The sequence below is a fragment of the bacterium genome, assembly GCA_037143175.1.
GTDB lineage: Bacteria > Verrucomicrobiota > Kiritimatiellia > CAIKKV01 > CAITUY01 > JAABPW01.
On record JBAWZF010000054.1, the window covers coordinates 1 to 18,239 of the forward strand.

Consider the following 18,239-nt stretch of genomic DNA (forward strand, 5'->3'; position numbering starts at 1 on the left):
GACTTGGGGGGTGACTAGGGGGGTCGTTTTCCTTAACGTCACCATGAAGCCACCGAAACACTCCTCAAAATCAACCTCTAACCGGCGCATGCCCTAAGCATACCTGCGGTGAGCCTGTCGAAGCCGCCGAAGGGGTGTTGCCGGTCAGGCCAATTGGACTTTCAGTTTCTTCCCGAGCGCAAGCGCAACGCTTTCCAAGGTGAGAAGCGTAACTGAGACGTTTTCCGGATCGAGAAGGCGGTGGAGAGAGGATCGGCTGGTTTTCATCATTGTCGCCAGAGAGCTCTTGGAGAGATTGCGTTCAGCCATTTCCTTCTCTATCTGGTAAGCGATAACACGTTTCACGGCGGTCGCCTCGGCTTCGGCAAGCAGGCCTTCCTCCATGAGAAAATCGTCGAAACCGCTGCCAATATGCTCATTCTTTTTCATGATAGTGCCTCCTGATACTGCTTGAGTCGGGATCTGGCCGTATTGATCTCCGTCTGCGGGATCTTTCTCGTTTTTTTGATGAACCCATGCAGCAGGATCATCATCTGTCCGTCAACGGTGAACAGAACTCGGGCAATCCCATCTGGAACCTTACTGCGGACTTCCCACAGATATGGCTCGATCTTCTCCACCAATGGCATCCCGAGCGGCCAGCCGAACTGCACGGTTTTGATATCCTCGCCAATAGCCTTTTTATGAGACGCAGGTAGGGCTTTCAGCCACTTCCGTACAGGCTCCGTTCCCGACTCCGTCCGAAAGAACACAACATTGAGTCTTATGTCACCGATACTCATTCAGCATTACTGTACCACAATAGGTACTTCCGTCAAGTTGTTCACTCCGTTTGTCAGGGAGATATGCGGCGCGACGGCCCTTCTCAGACTCCCATCGAAATCTGTCGCGGCGCATAGCGCCCCTCCCACAAGAGGCTTTATTCCCATCTGAAGCGCTTCAGATCGCGGATTGCAAAGGAATTAGGTGGCAGCCGCCGTCCTCGGCGGCTGATTGATCTGGCAAGCGAATCGTTCGCCGAGGACGTCGAACGCCACCTAATATTTCCCAACGGGAATATATTACCTCTTTGCAACCATGGCGATCAAAGAGCTGGTTCGCGGATTATTTTGCGGCTTCAATCAGTTGCATGTCAGACTTAAGCAACCGGTTGACGACGGCCGAAATGTCAGAACGCCTACTGGATGCAATTTTTTCAACAAAACTCAACACATCTGAGTCGAGGTAGACGGGCAGGTTCATTTTTGCGTCCGGTCGAAAGAATTTGCCGCGAACTCCCTTTGAAAAGTCATATTCCTTTTTCATATCATTTCTCCATGTATTGACTAATTTCACGCCTGACGGCCTTTCGAGACGAAATAATCCGGATGCAGGCATTTGATTCGCCGCTCTCCCGGAAAGTGTGGTGAACTACCAAAACTCCACCGCTTGACGAAAGACCAATCTTCATCGGGTTACCCCTCTTTTATTCAGGTGATCGGCATTGTATGACAACGGAAGGAAAAATCAATTCGATGTCTTAATCATTTTCTTGCGCGAACAACGCGTTCGATGTTCGCTTTCTTGTTTTTCCGGCCCCCATTCGCCTATCTTCGGGTCCAGCTGGCATCAAGGTGGATGAGGACATCCACCCCACATCGAAAGCCAAAATGCAGAGTTGCGCCTACCAACACCCAACCAGGGATATATTGTCCCTTGACTGACGTTCCGGTGGGAGGGGCGCTAGTTAACCACTCACGACCCACTACTCACCACACAGTGCTTTGACTCTCACCATCTCTGAATGCTCGAATGCAGGCGCAAATTCCTCGACTTCAGCCGCAGTTAGTCCCACTTCGGCACTCAGCGCTAAAGAGCGCCACTGGGTAACGACACCATAGACCTCTGCCAAGACAGTGAGAGCCTCTGGTTCCGACAGGTGGAAGTAGCTCGCCTTTTCAAGCAAGGTCGCGATGGTTGTGATGGGACCAGTATCTTCGCTGAGCCATGTTTTTGACTCACGGTCCTTGTCTGGAAACGGGTTGAGGTCGAAGGCCGGAGCCAACCGCCACAGCCCGTTGCCCGCATAAAGAAAACCTAAGTTCTGAAGATGGTCGTCGACGTTTGTGATGAGGTGGTTGAACACCAGTCGTCGCCACAGTTGTTGGGCATCCGCTTTCGCCTCGACACAGACCGTTTTCATGGCATCGACCACCTCGGTGTAAGCGTGCTCTTCATTGCGGCCGGCCTGCAAGAGTGAGGCCGCAGACAGATAAGCAATCCGGCCATGCTCATGGGTTCGGTCGAACCGACTGATCACCGCTATCGGGGTGTCTCTAACTATCACGATACGCGCGTTCGAGGTCTCGATACCCGCCTGACGGGCGAGACGTAAAGCAAGCACTTCGCCACGGGTAATGCTGCGCTCGTCTTTTACGCTTGGAAACTTACCCAAGGCGAGCGTACCGTCATCATCCAGGACCGTGCACTTGGGGCGCATCCCGCCCAGCGAGGTACCCTTTCCAAGAAGGTAGCGCAGGTCCTGGGCTGACTCCTGACTACGCTCCACGGCACGGCTGGCCTCGAATATGTGCTCCAGTTCCAGCAAGGGCGCCGCACCCTGCCGACCTTGCTCAACCGTGCGCAAAAAATCACCCTGATCATCGCGCAACCGTAGTGCGCCGATGCGACTAAAATCATCCACGGCACACAAATAGTCCAACTCCGTCAACGCCTTTAGTGCGGGGTCTTTTTTGCGTTCTTTTGCGTGTGCCCGGGCAATGACCCGCCGCCCCCAGGCATCAGGCTCTGTGTCGGCGAGCGCCAGGAAGAATCGCGTGTCATCCTTGGTCGGCGGCTTACGCACCTGGTGACCAGACACAAGGGCCAAGTCAGGCGAGATGGCAAAATGGGCCGGATGACGTAGCCAATCCTGGCTGTAGGCAAATACCGAGTACTCGCGGGCACCATCCTTAACGTAAGCGAGCTCCCCCACAGGCAACCCTTCCTTACCGATGCATACATCGAGTTGAGTCTTCTGTGCGCTCCTGGTGTTTTTGTTGGCGCCCATCACAAAACCCCACTCCCCTGCTTGGGCTTGCGAACCCGCATCGGAACCTGCTCATTCATCAGGATGAGCCCGACAGTATCCTTCGCAGAGTCCAATAAGTCGCTGAGTTTATCCAACTCCCCGAACACTTGCAGGGCGCGCGCCAGGTACTGCAGGGCTGTCCCGGGATGCCCCGCCTCCATCCGACGCACCGTCATGACGGATGTGCCAAGCCGCTCAGCCATCATGGCTTGAGTCAGGTTACGACGCCGTCGCGCCAATGACAAATCCACCCCAAGTTTCTTGAGCGCTCTATCAACGGGTATTGGCAAAGGGAGATTCATATAAAACACACAATATATCGCCTAAACATTGTTTATCGCTCTTATTAGGATCTTTATATAAAAGTTAGCCCACATAAGTCAAAGGATTTTACAACATTTTATCATCTGAAGCGCTTCAGATCGCGGAACGCAAGGGAATGAGGTGGCAGCCGACGTCCCCGGCGGCTGTCCTATTAGCAACGTTCGCCGAGGACGCCGAACGCCACCTAGTCCCTGACCCAGCATAGCCGGAACCAATATTTTTGACAGAATGCACAAAATTTACAAAATAAACCCGTCGATTACTCACCATTTTGATCATTCTGTTCATTCTGTCAAAAATTCTTTTCTTCTCCGAATCCTGACAATAGTCCCTATAAATCAAAAAGCCACGCCTGATCAGGCGCGGCTATCTGGACTTATATATGAACGTCAGTATCTTCCCCCATCCAAAATCCAGAATTCATCATCCAAAATCTCTACACCCCCGCCTGTGCAAATACCTTCTCTACGGCCTTACAGGTGTCGTGCATATCCGCCTCATTCAAGGTCGGGTGAACCAGGAACATGAGACTGGTTTCGCCCAGTTCTTTGGCAACAGGCAAGCGCACCTTCGGGCCATAGCCGGCATCAATAAAGGCTTTTTCAAGATAGATTTCGCTGCAACTTCCACTGAAGCAAGGGATGCCTTCCGCAGTGATGGCATTCATGACCCGATCCCGATCCCAGCCGGGCGCCAGCCTCTCCGGCCGGACAAAGACATAATATTTATACATGGCATGGCCGATTCCGGCGGGAACGGGTGTTACCCGCAAGGCAGGAATGCGAGAGAAAGAGTCCGTCAGGATGGCGGCATGCCGCTGCCGGGCCGCAGTCCAGCTGGGCAACTTGCGAAGCTGAACTCTGCCAATCGCCGATTGCATCTCGGTCAGACGCCAGTTGGTCCCAAACGATTCATGAAGCCAGCGGAAGCCGGGTGGATGCTGCCGATTATAGACGGCATCATAACTCTTGCCATGGTCCTTGAACTCCCAAGCCTTACGCCACAATGCCTCATCATTGGTCGTCAGCATGCCGCCCTCGCCACCGGTGGTCATGATTTTATCCTGGCAGAACGAAAAAGCGGCGACATCACCCAGCGAGCCAACCGGCTTACCCTGATAGGTTGCCCCGTGACACTGCGCGCAATCCTCAATCACTTTCAGCCCGCGTTCCTTAGCCAACGCCATAATCGGCTCCATATCGCAAGGCCAGCCCGCCAGATGAACACAGATAATGGCCTTGGTACGTGCGGTGATCAGGGGGCGAATCGTATCGGCCGTGATATTCTGGCTTACTGAATCAACCTCCGCCAGAACCGGTACTGCCCCGCGCGCGACAATCGCACTGGCCGACGCAATGAAGGTCCGACAGGTGGTGATGACTTCATCGCCAGCACCGATTCCATAGGCGTATAAGGGCAACTCCAAAGCCACGGTGCCATTCGTCAAAGCGATTGCGTATTTGCATCCAGTATAAGCGGCAAATTCCCGCTCAAACTCACGTCCCTCAGTCCCCGTCCAGTAATTGACCTTGCCCGAGCGAAGCGGGGCAGTGGCCGCATCAATTTCATCCTGATCGAAGAAAGGCCAGTGTGAAAACGGAATGCCACGAACAGACTTCCCGCCATTTATTGCAAGATTCTCAAAAGTCATAATAATTCCTTTAACTCAACATTCAGAATCTAACATCACTCATCTTTTCAAAACTTTAGCCGGACTCCCCGCCACGGTCATGCCATCAGGCACATGCTTTTTCACCGTAGAACCGGCCCCGATAATAACATTACTCCCAATTGCCAGATTAGGGATAATCGTTACCCCCGCACAGACAAATGTGCCAGTTCCGACAGTCACCGTACCACACAAAGTGCTACCTGGCGCAATATGAACCGTATCACCAATCCTACAGTCATGATCAATGCTGGCTCGGGAGTTGATGATGACATTTTTCCCAATACGAACATCCGCATTTACAACTGCTCCCGCCATGACCACGGTGCCGGCATCAATGGTAGCCCCACGCCCGATCTGTGCCGAAGGATGAACGGCGGAAACCAAACTGAAGCGATTCTCCTCCAACCATCCAGCGACAGCACTTCGCGCACGGTTACTGCCAATGGCAACAATACCACCGCCAACCCGATCCCGCGCTTCAAGCAGTGCCTGCTTGCCTCCAATAACGTGGTACCCGAAGAACTCTGTGTCCTTTAATGCGGGATCATCGTCGATCAAAAAAGCGATATCACAGCACCCTTGCCGCTCAATAATGTCGATCACCACCTTGGCATGACCGCTTGCACCAAAAATAAAGATTTTTTCTTTCATAAAAAATCTGATTATAAATTTTGAATTTTTGATTCTGAATTGGTTGGTTTCGCAGATGTTTTCACAATTGACGTCAATATGTTTACGAGTGATTCCGCATCAAACAAAAGCGGATCAACATCACATTTTGCAATAGTGCTGCTATCCCGCAACAGACGCAGCCAATAACACGTTTCCCTTGCCTCTTTAGAGGCTATCGACATTTTTGACACAAAATCGGCCCTGCTCTGCGCCGCCTGCGCCTCCTCAATATTCGCACCAATACTTGTCCCTGAACGTAGCACCTGTTTCGAAAGAATGAACTCATTATCCTTAACCAGTTTCCGGTACAACCCAATGATCTTCAAAGCGAAATCATAACTCTTTTGCTTGATAATGTTCTCTTTCATTCACACCCTGCATTTAGAATTTAAAATCCAAAATTCACAATTCTATTCGCCCCCCATAAACTTTTCCATTGTCGCCTGACCGTCCTGACTAATACCTTCCCGTTTAAATACCTTACTAAAGGTCATAACAAGGATCTTTACGTCTAGCAGTAACGTGTGACGGTCCACATACCATAAATCCAACTTGAATTTATCTTCCCAGGAAATGGCATTACGCCCATTCACCTGTGCCCACCCGGTGATCCCGGGCCGCACTTCGTGACGCCGCGCCTGTTCAGGGGTATATCGCGGCAAATATTCCATTAGGAGCGGACGTGGCCCTACTAGACTCATTTCACCGCGCAGCACATTGAGAAATTCCGGAAGTTCGTCAAGACTACTACTTCGCAAAAATCTACCAAATGGTGTCAGTCGATCGGAATCAGAAAGGAGCTGGCCCTTTACATCCCTCGCCTCTGTCATTGTCCGGAACTTGAGTAGCATGAAGGGCTTCCCATGAAGACCAGGTCGCTGCTGTCGAAATAATATCGGCCCACCTAGTTTTCTGCGTACTACGAGGGCAAGAAGCCCCAGGAAAGGCAGCCACAACCAAGACGTTCCTATTACCAAAATTAAATCAAATGCTCTTTTCATGATACTTCTCAACGTGTTCGTCACTTAATTTGTTATCAGCTCACAGGTTACAGCAAACACTTATCACAGTGGCAGGATAGAAATAACGCGAACATTGAACATCAAACGTTGAACATAAAGGCGCGATCGCACCGTTCGATGTTCGAAGTTAACTGTTGAATTGTTCATTTCCTTGTTTTTCGTCGTCATCTGAGGGGTTTCAGATCGCGGATTGCCAAGGAATTAGGTGGGAGCCGACGTCCTCGGCGGCTGTACGATTAGCAACGTTCGTCCTGGCCCACTCAACTGCGCACCATTCGACTTTGCACAGGGCAAGCCAGGAAACGCCACCGAATACTTTCCAACAGGAATAATATTGCCTTGACTCCCCCTACACGAGCCCAAGGGCCTCGAGGATTACCGCATTTATCTTATGCACATCATACTTCTCCTCAGCAATCTCGCGACTGCGTTGCCCCATATCAGAAATTAAAGCAGGATTATCTATAAACATCCGCATCGCGGTAGCGACTGAAGCCGCATCACGCGGGCGAACCAAAAACCCGTTTTCACCTTCCATGATGGATTCACTGTTCTTTCTTTGATCCATACCCTTTGCTGTCAACTTTACGGTTTCGCGGCAGCCCGGCACATCAGTAGTGATAATTGGCCGGCCCATGGCCATGGCTTCAAGAACCGTCCGCGGGGTGCCCTCGCGATAAGACGGCAAAACATATACAGAGCATTCCGCCAACACAGGCCGCACATCACCCAGTTCGCCACGATAGTCGACAATCCCCTCTTTCGACCACTCTTGAATTTCAGACTGTTTAACGGATGATGGATTAGGGTCGGATGCCCCTACAAGAATCGCGGCATTCGACTTGCCATCCGATCGGACTATGCGTATCGCTGCGACATACTCCTGAATCCCTTTATCTACCAACAAACGACCTATAAATAGAAATACTGGCGACACAGGCAAAGGGGTGACGGGATAGTGAATAAGATCAACGCCGGAACCGTTAAGAAGGCGAGTTTGCGCCTCGAGTACAAGTTGACGATTGACAAAAAGCTCCAGGTCATCAGGATTTTGAAAGAAGACCGTGCGACTGTAGCGCAGGCTAATCTTATAGAGCTTGGTCGCCACCATGGACGCTAGGCGCTGCCGCGCATTTCCGGCCTCCATAAATGCATACCCAAGGCCAGTGATGAGCGAGTGGGTAACCGGAGCGCCCGCCACGCGTGCGGCCAGACCGCCCCAAATTACCGGCTTGATAGTATAGGTCAGCACGACATCAGGCCGCACCCTACGCATGAGCGCAAATAGGTCAAAGAATGTCAATAAATCGGCAAAAGGGCTCATTCCTGCACGGGTCAGTCGAATCCGATAGAATTTAACGCCCCATTGGCAAAGCGTTTCCTCTACGCGCTCGTCTGACTCACCCGCACATGCCACAACCACGTGTCCTGCATCCCGAACCGCACGAATTAAAGGTCCGCGAAAATTAATCAGCGAACGAGAAAAGCCTCCAATTATCAAAACTTTCATGAGTCGTCTATTGATATTCTTTCAAAGAACCTGCTTGCTTATTAGAAAGATCTCTTGCTGATAATATTTGTTAAGCGCAACACGCATTGCACGGTCACCAGCCTATAAAACAGATAGTTCCCTATAAGCACGATACCTAATGTCCAAATGGCGACAAGCCCAGCATAAATGCACCAGAGCTTCAAATCGGACGCTTTCACCAGCACAAATCCGACGATGAATGGCAGTCCCGCCATAACTGCGCATGTCGCGTTCAATGCAACTTTTGCAATGATAACCCCAACCGACCGTCTACCGATATGCCTCGAGAAATAGATGGCTAAATCAACCGTACGATATAATGATGCGATCCCCATTGCGACTAGAATGCCTTGGACACCAAACAAATTGGCAAATACCGTCCCTGCGCTAATGATAATACATGGCTCGATTATTGCACCAACCCGCGTTTCCTTAAACTTCCCTGCAGCATTCACCATGGTTAGGTACGGGAAGCGCATGCAATAAAGAAATCCCGTAATTACCATAAGAATGACAAATGACGGGCGGAAATAGTTCGCGTCTTTGAATCCCTGAACATAGACGTTAATGAACGGAATATAGAGGATGGCCGTACAGGTATATACCCACGTAAGAATGATGAAAAACAAATGCTCATAACTCGCAAAAGCTTTCTCCACTCTGTCTGTGTTTTCTTTCATGATAAGTTCGCCAAATCCTGCCGTCATCCCATTCGAGCAGGATGAAATTAACATCGTTACCGCAGCGATGATCATATAATACACAGCATAAACGCTCACTTCAGATAGGCCGCAAATGATTGTAATCAACACAATAGGGGAGTTCGATGTCAGGACAAAACCAAGCTGATGAAGCATAGCATCCCAGCGCTTATCTCCCGCGCCTGATGATGGCGCAACGCATTTTTCTAGAAAGGGATAATTCTTCCGCACGTAGAGCGTGAGCGTAATCGCTTGTGCTGTATATATTATCGTAATAACTCCCTGTATTACGACAATATGCACACGGAATAGTATCAGGAATACGCAAGCTGTTGTAGAGAGAATCACTGCTGCGGCTTGATTTAGCGAAATTACAAAACTACGCTGGTCAGCAGTTAGCAATACCCGGTTCTTCCCCATTAAAAAGTAATGCGAAAGACTGCTCACGCCGATAATTATCACCATTAGAGATGCCGTTGACGCACTCACGGAGTGTTTTACAATGTGCGGGTATACTGTCGCAAGGACGACAATTAACCCAGTAAGAAGCACCCCTGCATGGTTATAAAATCTTTGAGCAGCTGCAAGTATCCCATTGATGGCGCCTTTATCCTTTAGTGCAAGAGGTGAGTATAAAGCCACAATGGTAGACGTCCCAATGCCTGTTTCTACTAGATTGAGGTAGTACATGAAGCTTTTAATGGACGCAATCAATCCATTTATGGATGATCCATAGGCAGAAATAAGCAGCTTGGGAATAATGAAACCTGCCAAGGATGTGACAATCTGCAATGTCAGGCTTGCAGTCACGTTCGATAATGCCTTTTTACCTCGCATTTCCGCAAACTCCTTCACCTTCGGCTTTTATCGATCAATAGTTATTATGATCTACTCGCCGATAGAAGATATTTCCAATTACTAAAACGAGCAGGAAGAACGTGCTGTATTTAGCGAGCGATTGCAGTGTCATCAAGTACACCGCCATTGCCATTAACGGGAAATATGCATCCAAGTTCGCCTTAACCTTCCCGAACTTGCACTCCATCGCCACATAGAGTGAGTAAAGAAAAACCCCAAAGATAACCGCTCCTATGATCCCCCAGCTCACAAGCAATTCGAGATAAGTATTATGAGTTCCGTTCTCGTAATTATAATCACGCAGGTACCCGATTAACCCGGATCCCCAAAGCAAATGCGATGATGTTAAAAATAAATTATTCCAGTAGTATTTGGCAATAGCGATACGATCGCTACTTATGTCATTGATATCTGACGAGAAGGTCCAACGATAAATCATTATGTCAACCAGCGGCGCAAGGTATGTCCATAACGAAAAAGCCAATACCGCAGCAAGGGCAACAGTACTACCAATAAATGTCCGAACTCTTTTATTGCCATGGAGGCAGACGTAAAACGCCGCGATGGTCACCATCACAGAAAATGTGATGATAAACCCACGGGAGTAAGTTTTTAGACAGAGCAGGAGGACTCCAACGAATCCAATCACATACCGCGCATCCCGCCGCTCTCCATGCCGATAGAGACTGAACAAAAAGAATGCGATAATAATGCCCATCATGGCATATCCATTGGGATCGCCGGCCACACCTTCGAACCGTTGCAAGCGTCCTTCAACGACAGGGAGATCCACATTCTGATTGGCAACAATTCCCGACACAGCGGACACTAAAAAACCGAAAAGCAAGGCATGTACAGCACGTTTGTGATCGTACCGAAAGTTGCTATCGATAACCAGCAACACTGCATAGAAAAAGAGAACTACCCAGCGAATCAACTGGACCACCTCATCCTTCGTATATGTAAAGGCATGCGTCAGCTCATACGCGATCACGGCCATCGCTGAAATAAAGGGGAAAACAGCAAGGCGCATTTTTCTGGCTTGACTGGCAACATGTTTCAACAAGCAAAAGAACAAGAACACTGTCGCATAGGAGAACGACATTCCCTCTGATTTAAATAACGACAATGACGGCAACAGAAACAGAATAAGGTAGAAAGACGCGACAGGTGTCCCAAAGATGACCATAAGAAATAATAGGCCGCTACATGCAATCAATATCTGGATGTTTTGCGTGTATGAGTAACAAATCAAAAGGATTGCGCTCAGAACGACGGGAATTACCAGCCACGCCTTTGCTCCCACTACTAGTTTTTCGGGTGAATTTCTTTCGCCCCTAAATCCATTCCGTTCTTTATCCATTCTCGCATTCATATTGTGACAATCTGATCGGACGAACGAAAAAAGCACACGTTATACGCTGGCTCAAATATCACCCACGTTTATATATTCACTTACCGGCCACATGGTCATGCTAACAAAACTTATTGAACGCTTGCCTCGGGACCGATGGCGGGAGCATATACGAATGGAACACTACACGAGAAAAAGTGATAATCTTCAGTTAATGCCATATAAATCGAGCAAACGCTTAATATTCTTTTGCAGATCATATCCGGCACCAGAGAGTGCTTGTAAGGCTACTATTGAGTCGCGCTTGCCGTTTCCAGATATTTCCTTAAGTTTAATTGCCCAGGCCACTGCCCCATCCTTAAGGTCCATGAAATGAGCTAAACCTATCCCAATATCTGCGGCACGGGGGACACCAACGGACATCAAACAAGGAGTGCCCATCGCCTGTGCTTCAAGCACAGTAAGAGGAAGCCCTTCAAAGTGAGAAGGAAGAATTAAAACATCCAACGCATGCATGACATCTGGGATATCAGAGCGCAATCCCAGAAAAGCAACACAACTATCGAGCGACAACTTGGACGCCTTTTGCTCCATTTCCGATCGTAAAGGCCCGTCTCCAGCTAAAACTAATTTAAATTTAACACCGTCCGCATGAAGTCGCGATGCAACTTCGAGCGCAAAGTCGTGATTCTTTACAGGCGAGAATCTCCCCACATGGCCAATCACCAGCATGTCCTTGCCAGCCCCAAGTTCGTGGCGCAAAAGAGACCGGTCACGTGTTGCCGCTATCCGATACCGTTCAGCATCGATCGCATTTGAGAGCACCTCAAATTGATGTCGTCCATAGGAAAAGACACCGGCATCATGACTGCATGCAAGACGAATTGTGGCGTTGCGAAGAAGCAGCCAGTTTAAAAACGGAAGCAAAATGCGTCTCGACTTCATTTCTAGGTTGCTGGTATGGATATGAGCAATGCGACGATTGATACCCGCCTGATGTGCCGCCCAAAGGGTGAAGCCGTCGTGGTAAGCCCGGTGGGCATGTATCGCCTCATAGGGACCATGCTGAGCAATTACGGCTCGAAGGCTTGACATATATGCGGGCAGCCCTTGTTTTTTCATCAACTTAAAGTAAAAGACTTTTCCTCCACGATTGGTTACCTCAGCGGAGTATTCCCCTTCAATAAATGCGACAAAATCAAACTGCACCCGAGAAGTGTCGAGATTACGATAAATGCTCATCAGCATCGTTGAGATGCCTCCAAATCCCATAGAGGGCACAACTTGCAACACGCGTTTTACCTTATCACTCATTTGCATTTCCTATTCTTCCGACTCACAATACCGTCATCTAACTTCATTCCATAACTAGATAAAAACATTTGGCGCTCGTTCACAATTGTAAATCCCAGCCTTTGGAATGCATCACAAATGGTCACAAATGGGACACGCGGTTTTCCAGCGTCACGCAACACAGCGTCAGCCCACTCTTGAGCATCATTCAGAGACAAAAACTCCACTAATCCGAGTCCCATATCGACGGACTTCGGTATGCCTTGGGCTAAAACACATGGGGTTCCTGCCGCCTGGGCCTCGATTGCGGCCCCCCCTAAACCTTCAAACAGGGATGGCATGGCGTACACATCGAACATCCTATTTAATCGCGCGATGTCATCGCGAACTCCCAGGAAGTTGACAAATTCATCTATACCCGCATTCCTTGAAAGGGACTCTACACGCCGCCGGCGTTCTCCATCACCGACCAGAATCAGTCGCGCATCGACTCCACTCGCGCGTAATTTACCGAGAACTATCAGCAGGAATTCTTGATTTTTCATGAAAGAGAATCGACCGACATGCCCAAGGACAAGTGCGTCCCGCGGGATTGCAAGCTGTTTGCGCATCGCCAGATTATCATCTTCACAAAGGCAGGCATATGGCTCTAGATTGATAGCATTAGGAACAATTGTTACTCTGCCCTGGCGTACTACGCGATTCCCAAACACGAACTTTGCCGCATCTTCACTGATAGCGAGAAGGCTTGTTGCATTGGCACGGATCAATGCACGTCCCAAGGCAACAATCATGCGCTTAATCGGCCGGCGTGACTCAAAAGTTGATGTCGTGCGGGCGTGGGCCACGCGATACTTGACTCCTGCTAAGCGTGCCGCAAGCAGTGCCAAACCGGCATGGTATGAGGTGTGCGCATGCACTGCTCGGAAAGGCCCTTCTCGCCTTAACATTCTTAGGATATCAATAAAATGCACAAGAACTCCCTGTGCTCGAGGATCGCTAATGGTGTATTTTAACCCTCCCATTGATTTAATGGCCTCATCGTAGCTATGTTCCCCAGGCTGATGTACAAGAAAATCGAATTGCAGGCGATTGCGATCGATTTCGCGATAGAGCTCAACAATCCGAGTTTCAGCTCCACCACGGTTAAGACTTGCCAACACGTGAAGTACATGTTCCATTGATTAGCCTTCCAGAGTTTAGCTTACTCTTTTAGTTTTCGGAGTCGGAATGCAGCGCATTCATCTTTATGATTCTTGCAGGCACGCCTACTGCGACAGCGTGTGCGGGAATCGAGTGCAACACCACCGCATTTGCTCCGACTTTAGCATAATCTCCAATCGTCACCGGACCAAGTATCACCGCACCTGCGCCAATAAACACATGTTTACCTATCACAGGAATGCCGTTCAACTCCTCCGATTTGCCATTCCCTCCGATGGTAACATTCTGATATATGACAGTACCCGAACCAATAATAGCTTTCGAATGAATGACAACGCCTAATCCGCTATGGGCAAACTCAACCCCCCTATCGATCTCAGCGGTAAAGGGGAGATCGCACGAGAAAACAATCCGGATACATCGCTTTATGATTTTCGGCAACACAGGAATCTTTGCCAGATATAGGCGTCGTGATAATTGATACCATTTGCAGACTGTACGCATTATGTATTTTCTCCATGTTTGCAGGACAAATTATTTATTTCGAATATTTTGCCGCTTTTTAACCTCGCGATGCCTAATTCAGGAGATCGTTCCCGAGGAATATTTCACCGAATTTGCGCCGTTAATATTCGGTGATTATTTGAAATTTGAATTTTCTTCAGAGTATATACTCTATTGTGTCATCGCGAAACAAACCATCACACGTAATAGAAAGGCAACATCGCGCACCGGTCATTAAATTTCGGCGTTAGACATCATATTACGCATTCGGTAAACCCTGAACAGAGCCCACTTTGATTCAGCCGTGAATCCTTGCGAAATTTCTATAAAACTTTGCACCCCTTGTACCACTCCACAAACTTCGGAATCCCGACGCTGATCGGCGTAGTGGGCTCATAGCCGCATTTCTGCTGAATTCGCCTAATATCCGCATAGGTCGCAGGGACATCTCCAGGCTGAAGCGGCAGGAATTCCATCTTCGGGGTGACCCCCAATGCATCTCCAAGAATACCGATCATGTCGAGCAGGGCTTCGGAACGATTATTGCCAATATTGAATATTTCGTAGGGGGCTAACTTGTCGGAAAACAACGAACCGATGACACCTTGAATGATGTCATCTACATAGGTGAAATCACGACGCATCTGACCATTGTTGAATACCTTGATAGGCTTTCCAGCTAGCATAGCTTCGGCAAATAACCACATAGCCATGTCCGGGCGACCCCAAGGTCCGTAGACTGTGAAAAATCGCAGGCCGACGGTCTGCATGCCATAAAGGTGTGTGTATGTGTGAGCATTCAATTCATTTGCCTTCTTTGTGGCAGCATAGAGACTAACTGGGGTATCTACTGAGTCAGTCTCACTAAAGGGAAGTTTCGTGTTACCGCCATAGACGCTTGAGCTTGAGGCGTATACAAGACGTGGCGTCTTGGCATGCCGACATGACTCCAGAATACTCAAAAACCCTTCGGAATTAGCCCTTTGGTAGGCAAAAGGATGCGTGATTGAATATCGAACACCTGCTTGGGCCGCCAGGTGACAGACTCGATCGAACTTATGGGCCTGAAATAGGGATGTCATGAGTTTGTAGTCGCAAATATCCGCTTCTACACCTGTGTAGCCCTGCCGCTTTTCAAGAATCGCATGCCGGTCCCGCTTTAGTTTTACGGAATAGTAATGATTGAAGTTATCAACCCCAACAACCGTATGTCCAAGATCGAGAAGTTTGTTGCTTAAATGTGAGCCGATGAAGCCAGCAGCGCCTGTAACGAGGATATGCATGTGGACCCTTAAAAGAGTTTCGAGTTTAAAGTTCAGAGACTAATGTTGAAGCCTGAGAGTCAGGAGTCATGGAAGGACCTACAGTCGCCCATCAACGAGATCTTTTGCCAATACCGATTTAATATCAAAGATCACTACGTTCTTCTTGGTGAATTTAGAATAATCAATATCACTAAATTTATCGTGGGAAACAGCCAGAACAACTGCGTCAATATCGGCCTCAGATCCACCATTTGGGCGAGAACTAAGGTCGACGTCATACTCATGGCGGACCTCACCGGCATCGGCCCATGGATCATGGATTATAACACTACACCCATAATCCTTGAGTTCACGAATAACCCCAATCACTTTTGAGTTGCGGATGTCAGGACAGTTTTCCTTGAAAGTAATCCCCAACACCAAAACATTGGCTCCTTGCACCTTGTGGCCTTTTTGGATCATGAGTTTGACAACTCGATTGGCAACATAAGCGGGCATATTATCGTTGAGTCGCCTTCCCGCCAGAATGATCTCAGGGTGATATCCAACTGACTCCGCTTTATGGGTAAGATAATAGGGGTCCACACCGATACAGTGGCCCCCCACGAGTCCCGGCCTGAACGGCAAAAAGTTCCATTTGGTCCCGGCGGCTTCCAATACATCCAGAGTGTCAATCCCCATGCGGGCAAAGATCAGCGCCAACTCATTTACAAACGCAATATTGATATCACGCTGGGAGTTTTCAATGACCTTTGCCGCCTCTGCCACCTTAATGCTGGGTGCCAGATGTGTCCCTGCGGTGATGATGGAGCGATAGAGCTCGTCCACGGCCTTCGCCACTTCTGGAGTTGAGCCTGCGGTAATTTTCTTGATCTTGGTAACGGTATGCACTTTGTCGCCGGGATTGATACGTTCGGGGCTATAGCCGCAAAAGAAGTCTTTGTTGAATTTGAGGCCACTAAATTTCTCAAGAACTGGGACGCAGTCCTCTTCAGTGCAACCAGGATAGACCGTGCTTTCGTAGATGACCACCGCACCGGGCTTGAGGGCTTTGCCAACTGTCTCACTAGCCTTGATGAGAGGTGTAAGATCGGGACGGTTATAGGCGTCTATCGGGGTAGGAACCGTAACGATGAAATAATCGCTTTGCTTAATGTCTTCAATGCTGCTAGAGAAAGTGAGATGGCTGGAATCCTTGAGATCGGCAGCACTAACCTCAAGGGTACGGTCATGGCCGGCGCGGAGTTCGTCCAGTCGTTTGGCGTTGATGTCAAAGCCGACGACGGGAAACTTCTTTCCGAATTCGACGGCCAAGGGAAGCCCGACATAGCCGAGCCCGATTATAGTTATTTTTGGGTTTTTCATAAAGTTTGGTGGGGTTTACAGGCGTGCTTCTTTACATTTTAAATTACTCATCTTCTTGTTCGGCTACTTACTTATTCTCATTCTTCGAGCTCGCGACCAAATGGACTCTTCCATCTCAAGGTGGCGTTCAACATCCTTTATGGACACGGCTCACACAAGGTTCGCCCTCCAGGTGGTTCCCGCCCCTCTGCTCCCTTTGGCTGCATCGCTTTTGCCTGTTAGTTACAACGTGCGATCAGGTCGCGAAGGGACTTCTCGTGTGCTTCTACCCGCTCACAAAGGCGGAACTGGACAGCGGCACGATCCAGATTATGACGAGGATGGCGGGTCTTGAAATAGACGTTACCAGCCAGATGATCCTGAAGAAACCTGAGCCCCAATTCGAATGTAATCAACCGGATAGAGTCATAGAGGTAATATCGATCCTCCCCGGTCATGAAATCCGCCGCTTGGCCGATATAGCCCGCCGTAAACGCCTGACAAAGCTCGAGACTGAATTCAACGGCCTCAAGGTCGGGAGCATCCTCTCCCGCAGGGTTGCAGAGCGAACGGACAGCATCCCCATAATCCCATTGGATCAGGCCTGAACCAACCGTGTCGAGATCGATGATGCTAGTCCCTCGCCCGGTGATGTTGTCCATCAGAATATTGTTGATCTTGGGGTCACCGTGCATGATCCGTACACGCAAGTCTCCACGCCCACGCGCGGCATCTAAAATCCCGCATAATTCCCGGCGAGCACTTACAAAACGACAGAGATCAGCCGTCAGATTATCGTTATTAACACACTCTCGTGCAGCCGCCGAATCTAGCGTGCGGTCATAGGCGGCCAGATACCCCGGAGTATGATGAAAACCAGGAATTGTGACTTCCAAACTTTCCGGGGCCAAATCCATGACCAGTCTGTGAAACTGACCCAAAACTGTGCCAGCCTCACACGCATGCTCAACCCCTTGGGCTTGATCGTAAGCCACAGCGGAGTCAATCAGGGTAATGGCACGCCAATATTCGCCAGAGTCATCAAGATGAAAATCCGCACCCGTCTTTGCCGGAATCAGCCGCGGCAGTTGCCAGATCCGGTCGGCGGTATTCCGCTCTTTTTCAAGCCGGTGATGAACATGCTCGGTCACCAACCTGAGATTTTTCACCAGCGCTTCAGGTTTGCGAAAGACCTTTTTGTTGACACGCTGGATGATACAACGGGTTTCTGAATAGCTCGTGCGATAGATCGCCAGAAAGGTATCATTGATGTTACCCGATCCGACGGGAAACATTCCGACGGGAGTGCCAGGCGCATCAAAGTGCAGGGCGACCTGTTCAGTGAGACGTGCGTCTCGACTTTTATATTTAAGTTGAATGTTGCGAAACATAGTACCTCATCAACTTCGCGGGATCAGGGTCACCCATCAAAGAGTAGGTGTCAACAGACAATATTCCACCGCCC

At 49.3% G+C, this 18,239-nt stretch carries 18 protein-coding genes; all 18 read right to left on the reverse strand.

Translation table 11 applies throughout. From position 1 onward, the window contains the following. Positions 1-144: 144 nt before the first annotated feature. Positions 145-429 carry a helix-turn-helix transcriptional regulator gene (locus WCI03_12835; GenBank protein MEI8140737.1) on the reverse strand — a complete coding sequence of 95 codons (285 nt, stop codon included), beginning with the start codon at positions 427-429 and terminating at the stop codon, positions 145-147. After that, on the reverse strand, positions 426-782 hold the full coding sequence (locus WCI03_12840) for a type II toxin-antitoxin system RelE/ParE family toxin (GenBank protein ID MEI8140738.1): 357 nt from the start codon (positions 780-782) through the stop codon (positions 426-428). The genes WCI03_12835 and WCI03_12840 overlap by 4 nt, the downstream gene beginning before the upstream one ends. Positions 783-1,104: 322 nt before the next feature. Then, entirely contained in the window at positions 1,105-1,305 is a 201-nt protein-coding gene (locus tag WCI03_12845) for a hypothetical protein (protein MEI8140739.1), read from the reverse strand. A gap of 439 nt (positions 1,306-1,744) precedes the next feature. Further along, complete coding sequence (locus tag WCI03_12850; GenBank protein MEI8140740.1) at positions 1,745-3,049, reverse strand: HipA domain-containing protein; 1,305 nt, start codon at positions 3,047-3,049, stop codon at positions 1,745-1,747. Further along, positions 3,049-3,372, reverse strand: coding sequence for a helix-turn-helix transcriptional regulator (locus tag WCI03_12855; protein ID MEI8140741.1), 324 nt, complete (start codon positions 3,370-3,372; stop codon positions 3,049-3,051). Before WCI03_12855 ends, WCI03_12850 begins: the two co-directional genes overlap by 1 nt. A gap of 458 nt (positions 3,373-3,830) precedes the next feature. Next, positions 3,831-5,045, reverse strand: coding sequence for a DegT/DnrJ/EryC1/StrS aminotransferase family protein (locus WCI03_12860; protein MEI8140742.1), 1,215 nt, complete (start codon positions 5,043-5,045; stop codon positions 3,831-3,833). Positions 5,046-5,084: 39 nt separating this feature from the next. Beyond that, positions 5,085-5,717: an acetyltransferase gene (locus tag WCI03_12865; GenBank protein MEI8140743.1), complete on the reverse strand. Its 633-nt coding sequence runs from the start codon at positions 5,715-5,717 to the stop codon at positions 5,085-5,087. Between the two features lie 11 nt (positions 5,718-5,728). Further along, entirely contained in the window at positions 5,729-6,106 is a 378-nt protein-coding gene (locus WCI03_12870) for a four helix bundle protein (GenBank protein ID MEI8140744.1), read from the reverse strand. A gap of 42 nt (positions 6,107-6,148) precedes the next feature. Further along, entirely contained in the window at positions 6,149-6,739 is a 591-nt protein-coding gene (locus WCI03_12875; GenBank protein MEI8140745.1) for a sugar transferase, read from the reverse strand. Positions 6,740-7,109: 370 nt separating this feature from the next. After that, positions 7,110-8,270: a glycosyltransferase family 4 protein gene (locus WCI03_12880; protein ID MEI8140746.1), complete on the reverse strand. Its 1,161-nt coding sequence runs from the start codon at positions 8,268-8,270 to the stop codon at positions 7,110-7,112. Between the two features lie 41 nt (positions 8,271-8,311). Beyond that, entirely contained in the window at positions 8,312-9,829 is a 1,518-nt protein-coding gene (locus tag WCI03_12885) for a polysaccharide transport protein (protein MEI8140747.1), read from the reverse strand. Between the two features lie 34 nt (positions 9,830-9,863). Continuing rightward, positions 9,864-11,213 (reverse strand): O-antigen ligase family protein, encoded by a 1,350-nt coding sequence (locus WCI03_12890; protein MEI8140748.1) that lies wholly within the window; start codon positions 11,211-11,213, stop codon positions 9,864-9,866. Positions 11,214-11,411: 198 nt separating this feature from the next. Further along, positions 11,412-12,518, reverse strand: coding sequence for a glycosyltransferase (locus WCI03_12895; GenBank protein ID MEI8140749.1), 1,107 nt, complete (start codon positions 12,516-12,518; stop codon positions 11,412-11,414). Further along, positions 12,515-13,678 carry a glycosyltransferase gene (locus WCI03_12900; protein MEI8140750.1) on the reverse strand — a complete coding sequence of 388 codons (1,164 nt, stop codon included), beginning with the start codon at positions 13,676-13,678 and terminating at the stop codon, positions 12,515-12,517. Before WCI03_12900 ends, WCI03_12895 begins: the two co-directional genes overlap by 4 nt. Positions 13,679-13,709: 31 nt before the next feature. Beyond that, a complete protein-coding gene (locus tag WCI03_12905) occupies positions 13,710-14,165 on the reverse strand; it encodes a DapH/DapD/GlmU-related protein (GenBank protein ID MEI8140751.1) in 456 nt (151 codons plus the stop codon). A 323-nt stretch (positions 14,166-14,488) separates the two neighbouring features. Further along, positions 14,489-15,448, reverse strand: coding sequence for an NAD-dependent epimerase/dehydratase family protein (locus WCI03_12910; GenBank protein MEI8140752.1), 960 nt, complete (start codon positions 15,446-15,448; stop codon positions 14,489-14,491). A gap of 78 nt (positions 15,449-15,526) precedes the next feature. Beyond that, positions 15,527-16,795 carry a Vi polysaccharide biosynthesis UDP-N-acetylglucosamine C-6 dehydrogenase TviB gene (gene tviB, locus WCI03_12915; GenBank protein MEI8140753.1) on the reverse strand — a complete coding sequence of 423 codons (1,269 nt, stop codon included), beginning with the start codon at positions 16,793-16,795 and terminating at the stop codon, positions 15,527-15,529. 218 nt (positions 16,796-17,013) lie between these two features. Continuing rightward, complete coding sequence (locus WCI03_12920) at positions 17,014-18,165, reverse strand: aminoglycoside phosphotransferase family protein (protein MEI8140754.1); 1,152 nt, start codon at positions 18,163-18,165, stop codon at positions 17,014-17,016. Positions 18,166-18,239: the final 74 nt, after the last annotated feature.

Excerpts from the sequence above, each read along its gene's own strand:
- WCI03_12895 (MEI8140749.1), bottom strand. The coding sequence starts at position 12,518 with ATGAGTGATAAGGTAAAACGCGTGTTGCAAGTTGTGCCCTCTATGGGA.
- WCI03_12845 (MEI8140739.1), bottom strand. The coding sequence starts at position 1,305 with ATGAAAAAGGAATATGACTTTTCAAAGGGAGTTCGCGGCAAATTCTTT.
- WCI03_12920 (MEI8140754.1), bottom strand. The coding sequence starts at position 18,165 with ATGTTTCGCAACATTCAACTTAAATATAAAAGTCGAGACGCACGTCTC.
- WCI03_12870 (MEI8140744.1), bottom strand. The coding sequence starts at position 6,106 with ATGAAAGAGAACATTATCAAGCAAAAGAGTTATGATTTCGCTTTGAAG.
- WCI03_12880 (MEI8140746.1), bottom strand. The coding sequence starts at position 8,270 with ATGAAAGTTTTGATAATTGGAGGCTTTTCTCGTTCGCTGATTAATTTT.
- WCI03_12840 (MEI8140738.1), bottom strand. The coding sequence starts at position 782 with ATGAGTATCGGTGACATAAGACTCAATGTTGTGTTCTTTCGGACGGAG.
- WCI03_12905 (MEI8140751.1), bottom strand. The coding sequence starts at position 14,165 with ATGCGTACAGTCTGCAAATGGTATCAATTATCACGACGCCTATATCTG.
- WCI03_12865 (MEI8140743.1), bottom strand. The coding sequence starts at position 5,717 with ATGAAAGAAAAAATCTTTATTTTTGGTGCAAGCGGTCATGCCAAGGTG.
- WCI03_12860 (MEI8140742.1), bottom strand. The coding sequence starts at position 5,045 with ATGACTTTTGAGAATCTTGCAATAAATGGCGGGAAGTCTGTTCGTGGC.
- WCI03_12890 (MEI8140748.1), bottom strand. The coding sequence starts at position 11,213 with ATGGATAAAGAACGGAATGGATTTAGGGGCGAAAGAAATTCACCCGAA.
- WCI03_12835 (MEI8140737.1), bottom strand. The coding sequence starts at position 429 with ATGAAAAAGAATGAGCATATTGGCAGCGGTTTCGACGATTTTCTCATG.
- WCI03_12875 (MEI8140745.1), bottom strand. The coding sequence starts at position 6,739 with ATGAAAAGAGCATTTGATTTAATTTTGGTAATAGGAACGTCTTGGTTG.
- WCI03_12850 (MEI8140740.1), bottom strand. The coding sequence starts at position 3,049 with ATGGGCGCCAACAAAAACACCAGGAGCGCACAGAAGACTCAACTCGAT.
- tviB (MEI8140753.1), bottom strand. The coding sequence starts at position 16,795 with ATGAAAAACCCAAAAATAACTATAATCGGGCTCGGCTATGTCGGGCTT.
- WCI03_12885 (MEI8140747.1), bottom strand. The coding sequence starts at position 9,829 with ATGCGAGGTAAAAAGGCATTATCGAACGTGACTGCAAGCCTGACATTG.
- WCI03_12910 (MEI8140752.1), bottom strand. The coding sequence starts at position 15,448 with ATGCATATCCTCGTTACAGGCGCTGCTGGCTTCATCGGCTCACATTTA.
- WCI03_12855 (MEI8140741.1), bottom strand. The coding sequence starts at position 3,372 with ATGAATCTCCCTTTGCCAATACCCGTTGATAGAGCGCTCAAGAAACTT.
- WCI03_12900 (MEI8140750.1), bottom strand. The coding sequence starts at position 13,678 with ATGGAACATGTACTTCACGTGTTGGCAAGTCTTAACCGTGGTGGAGCT.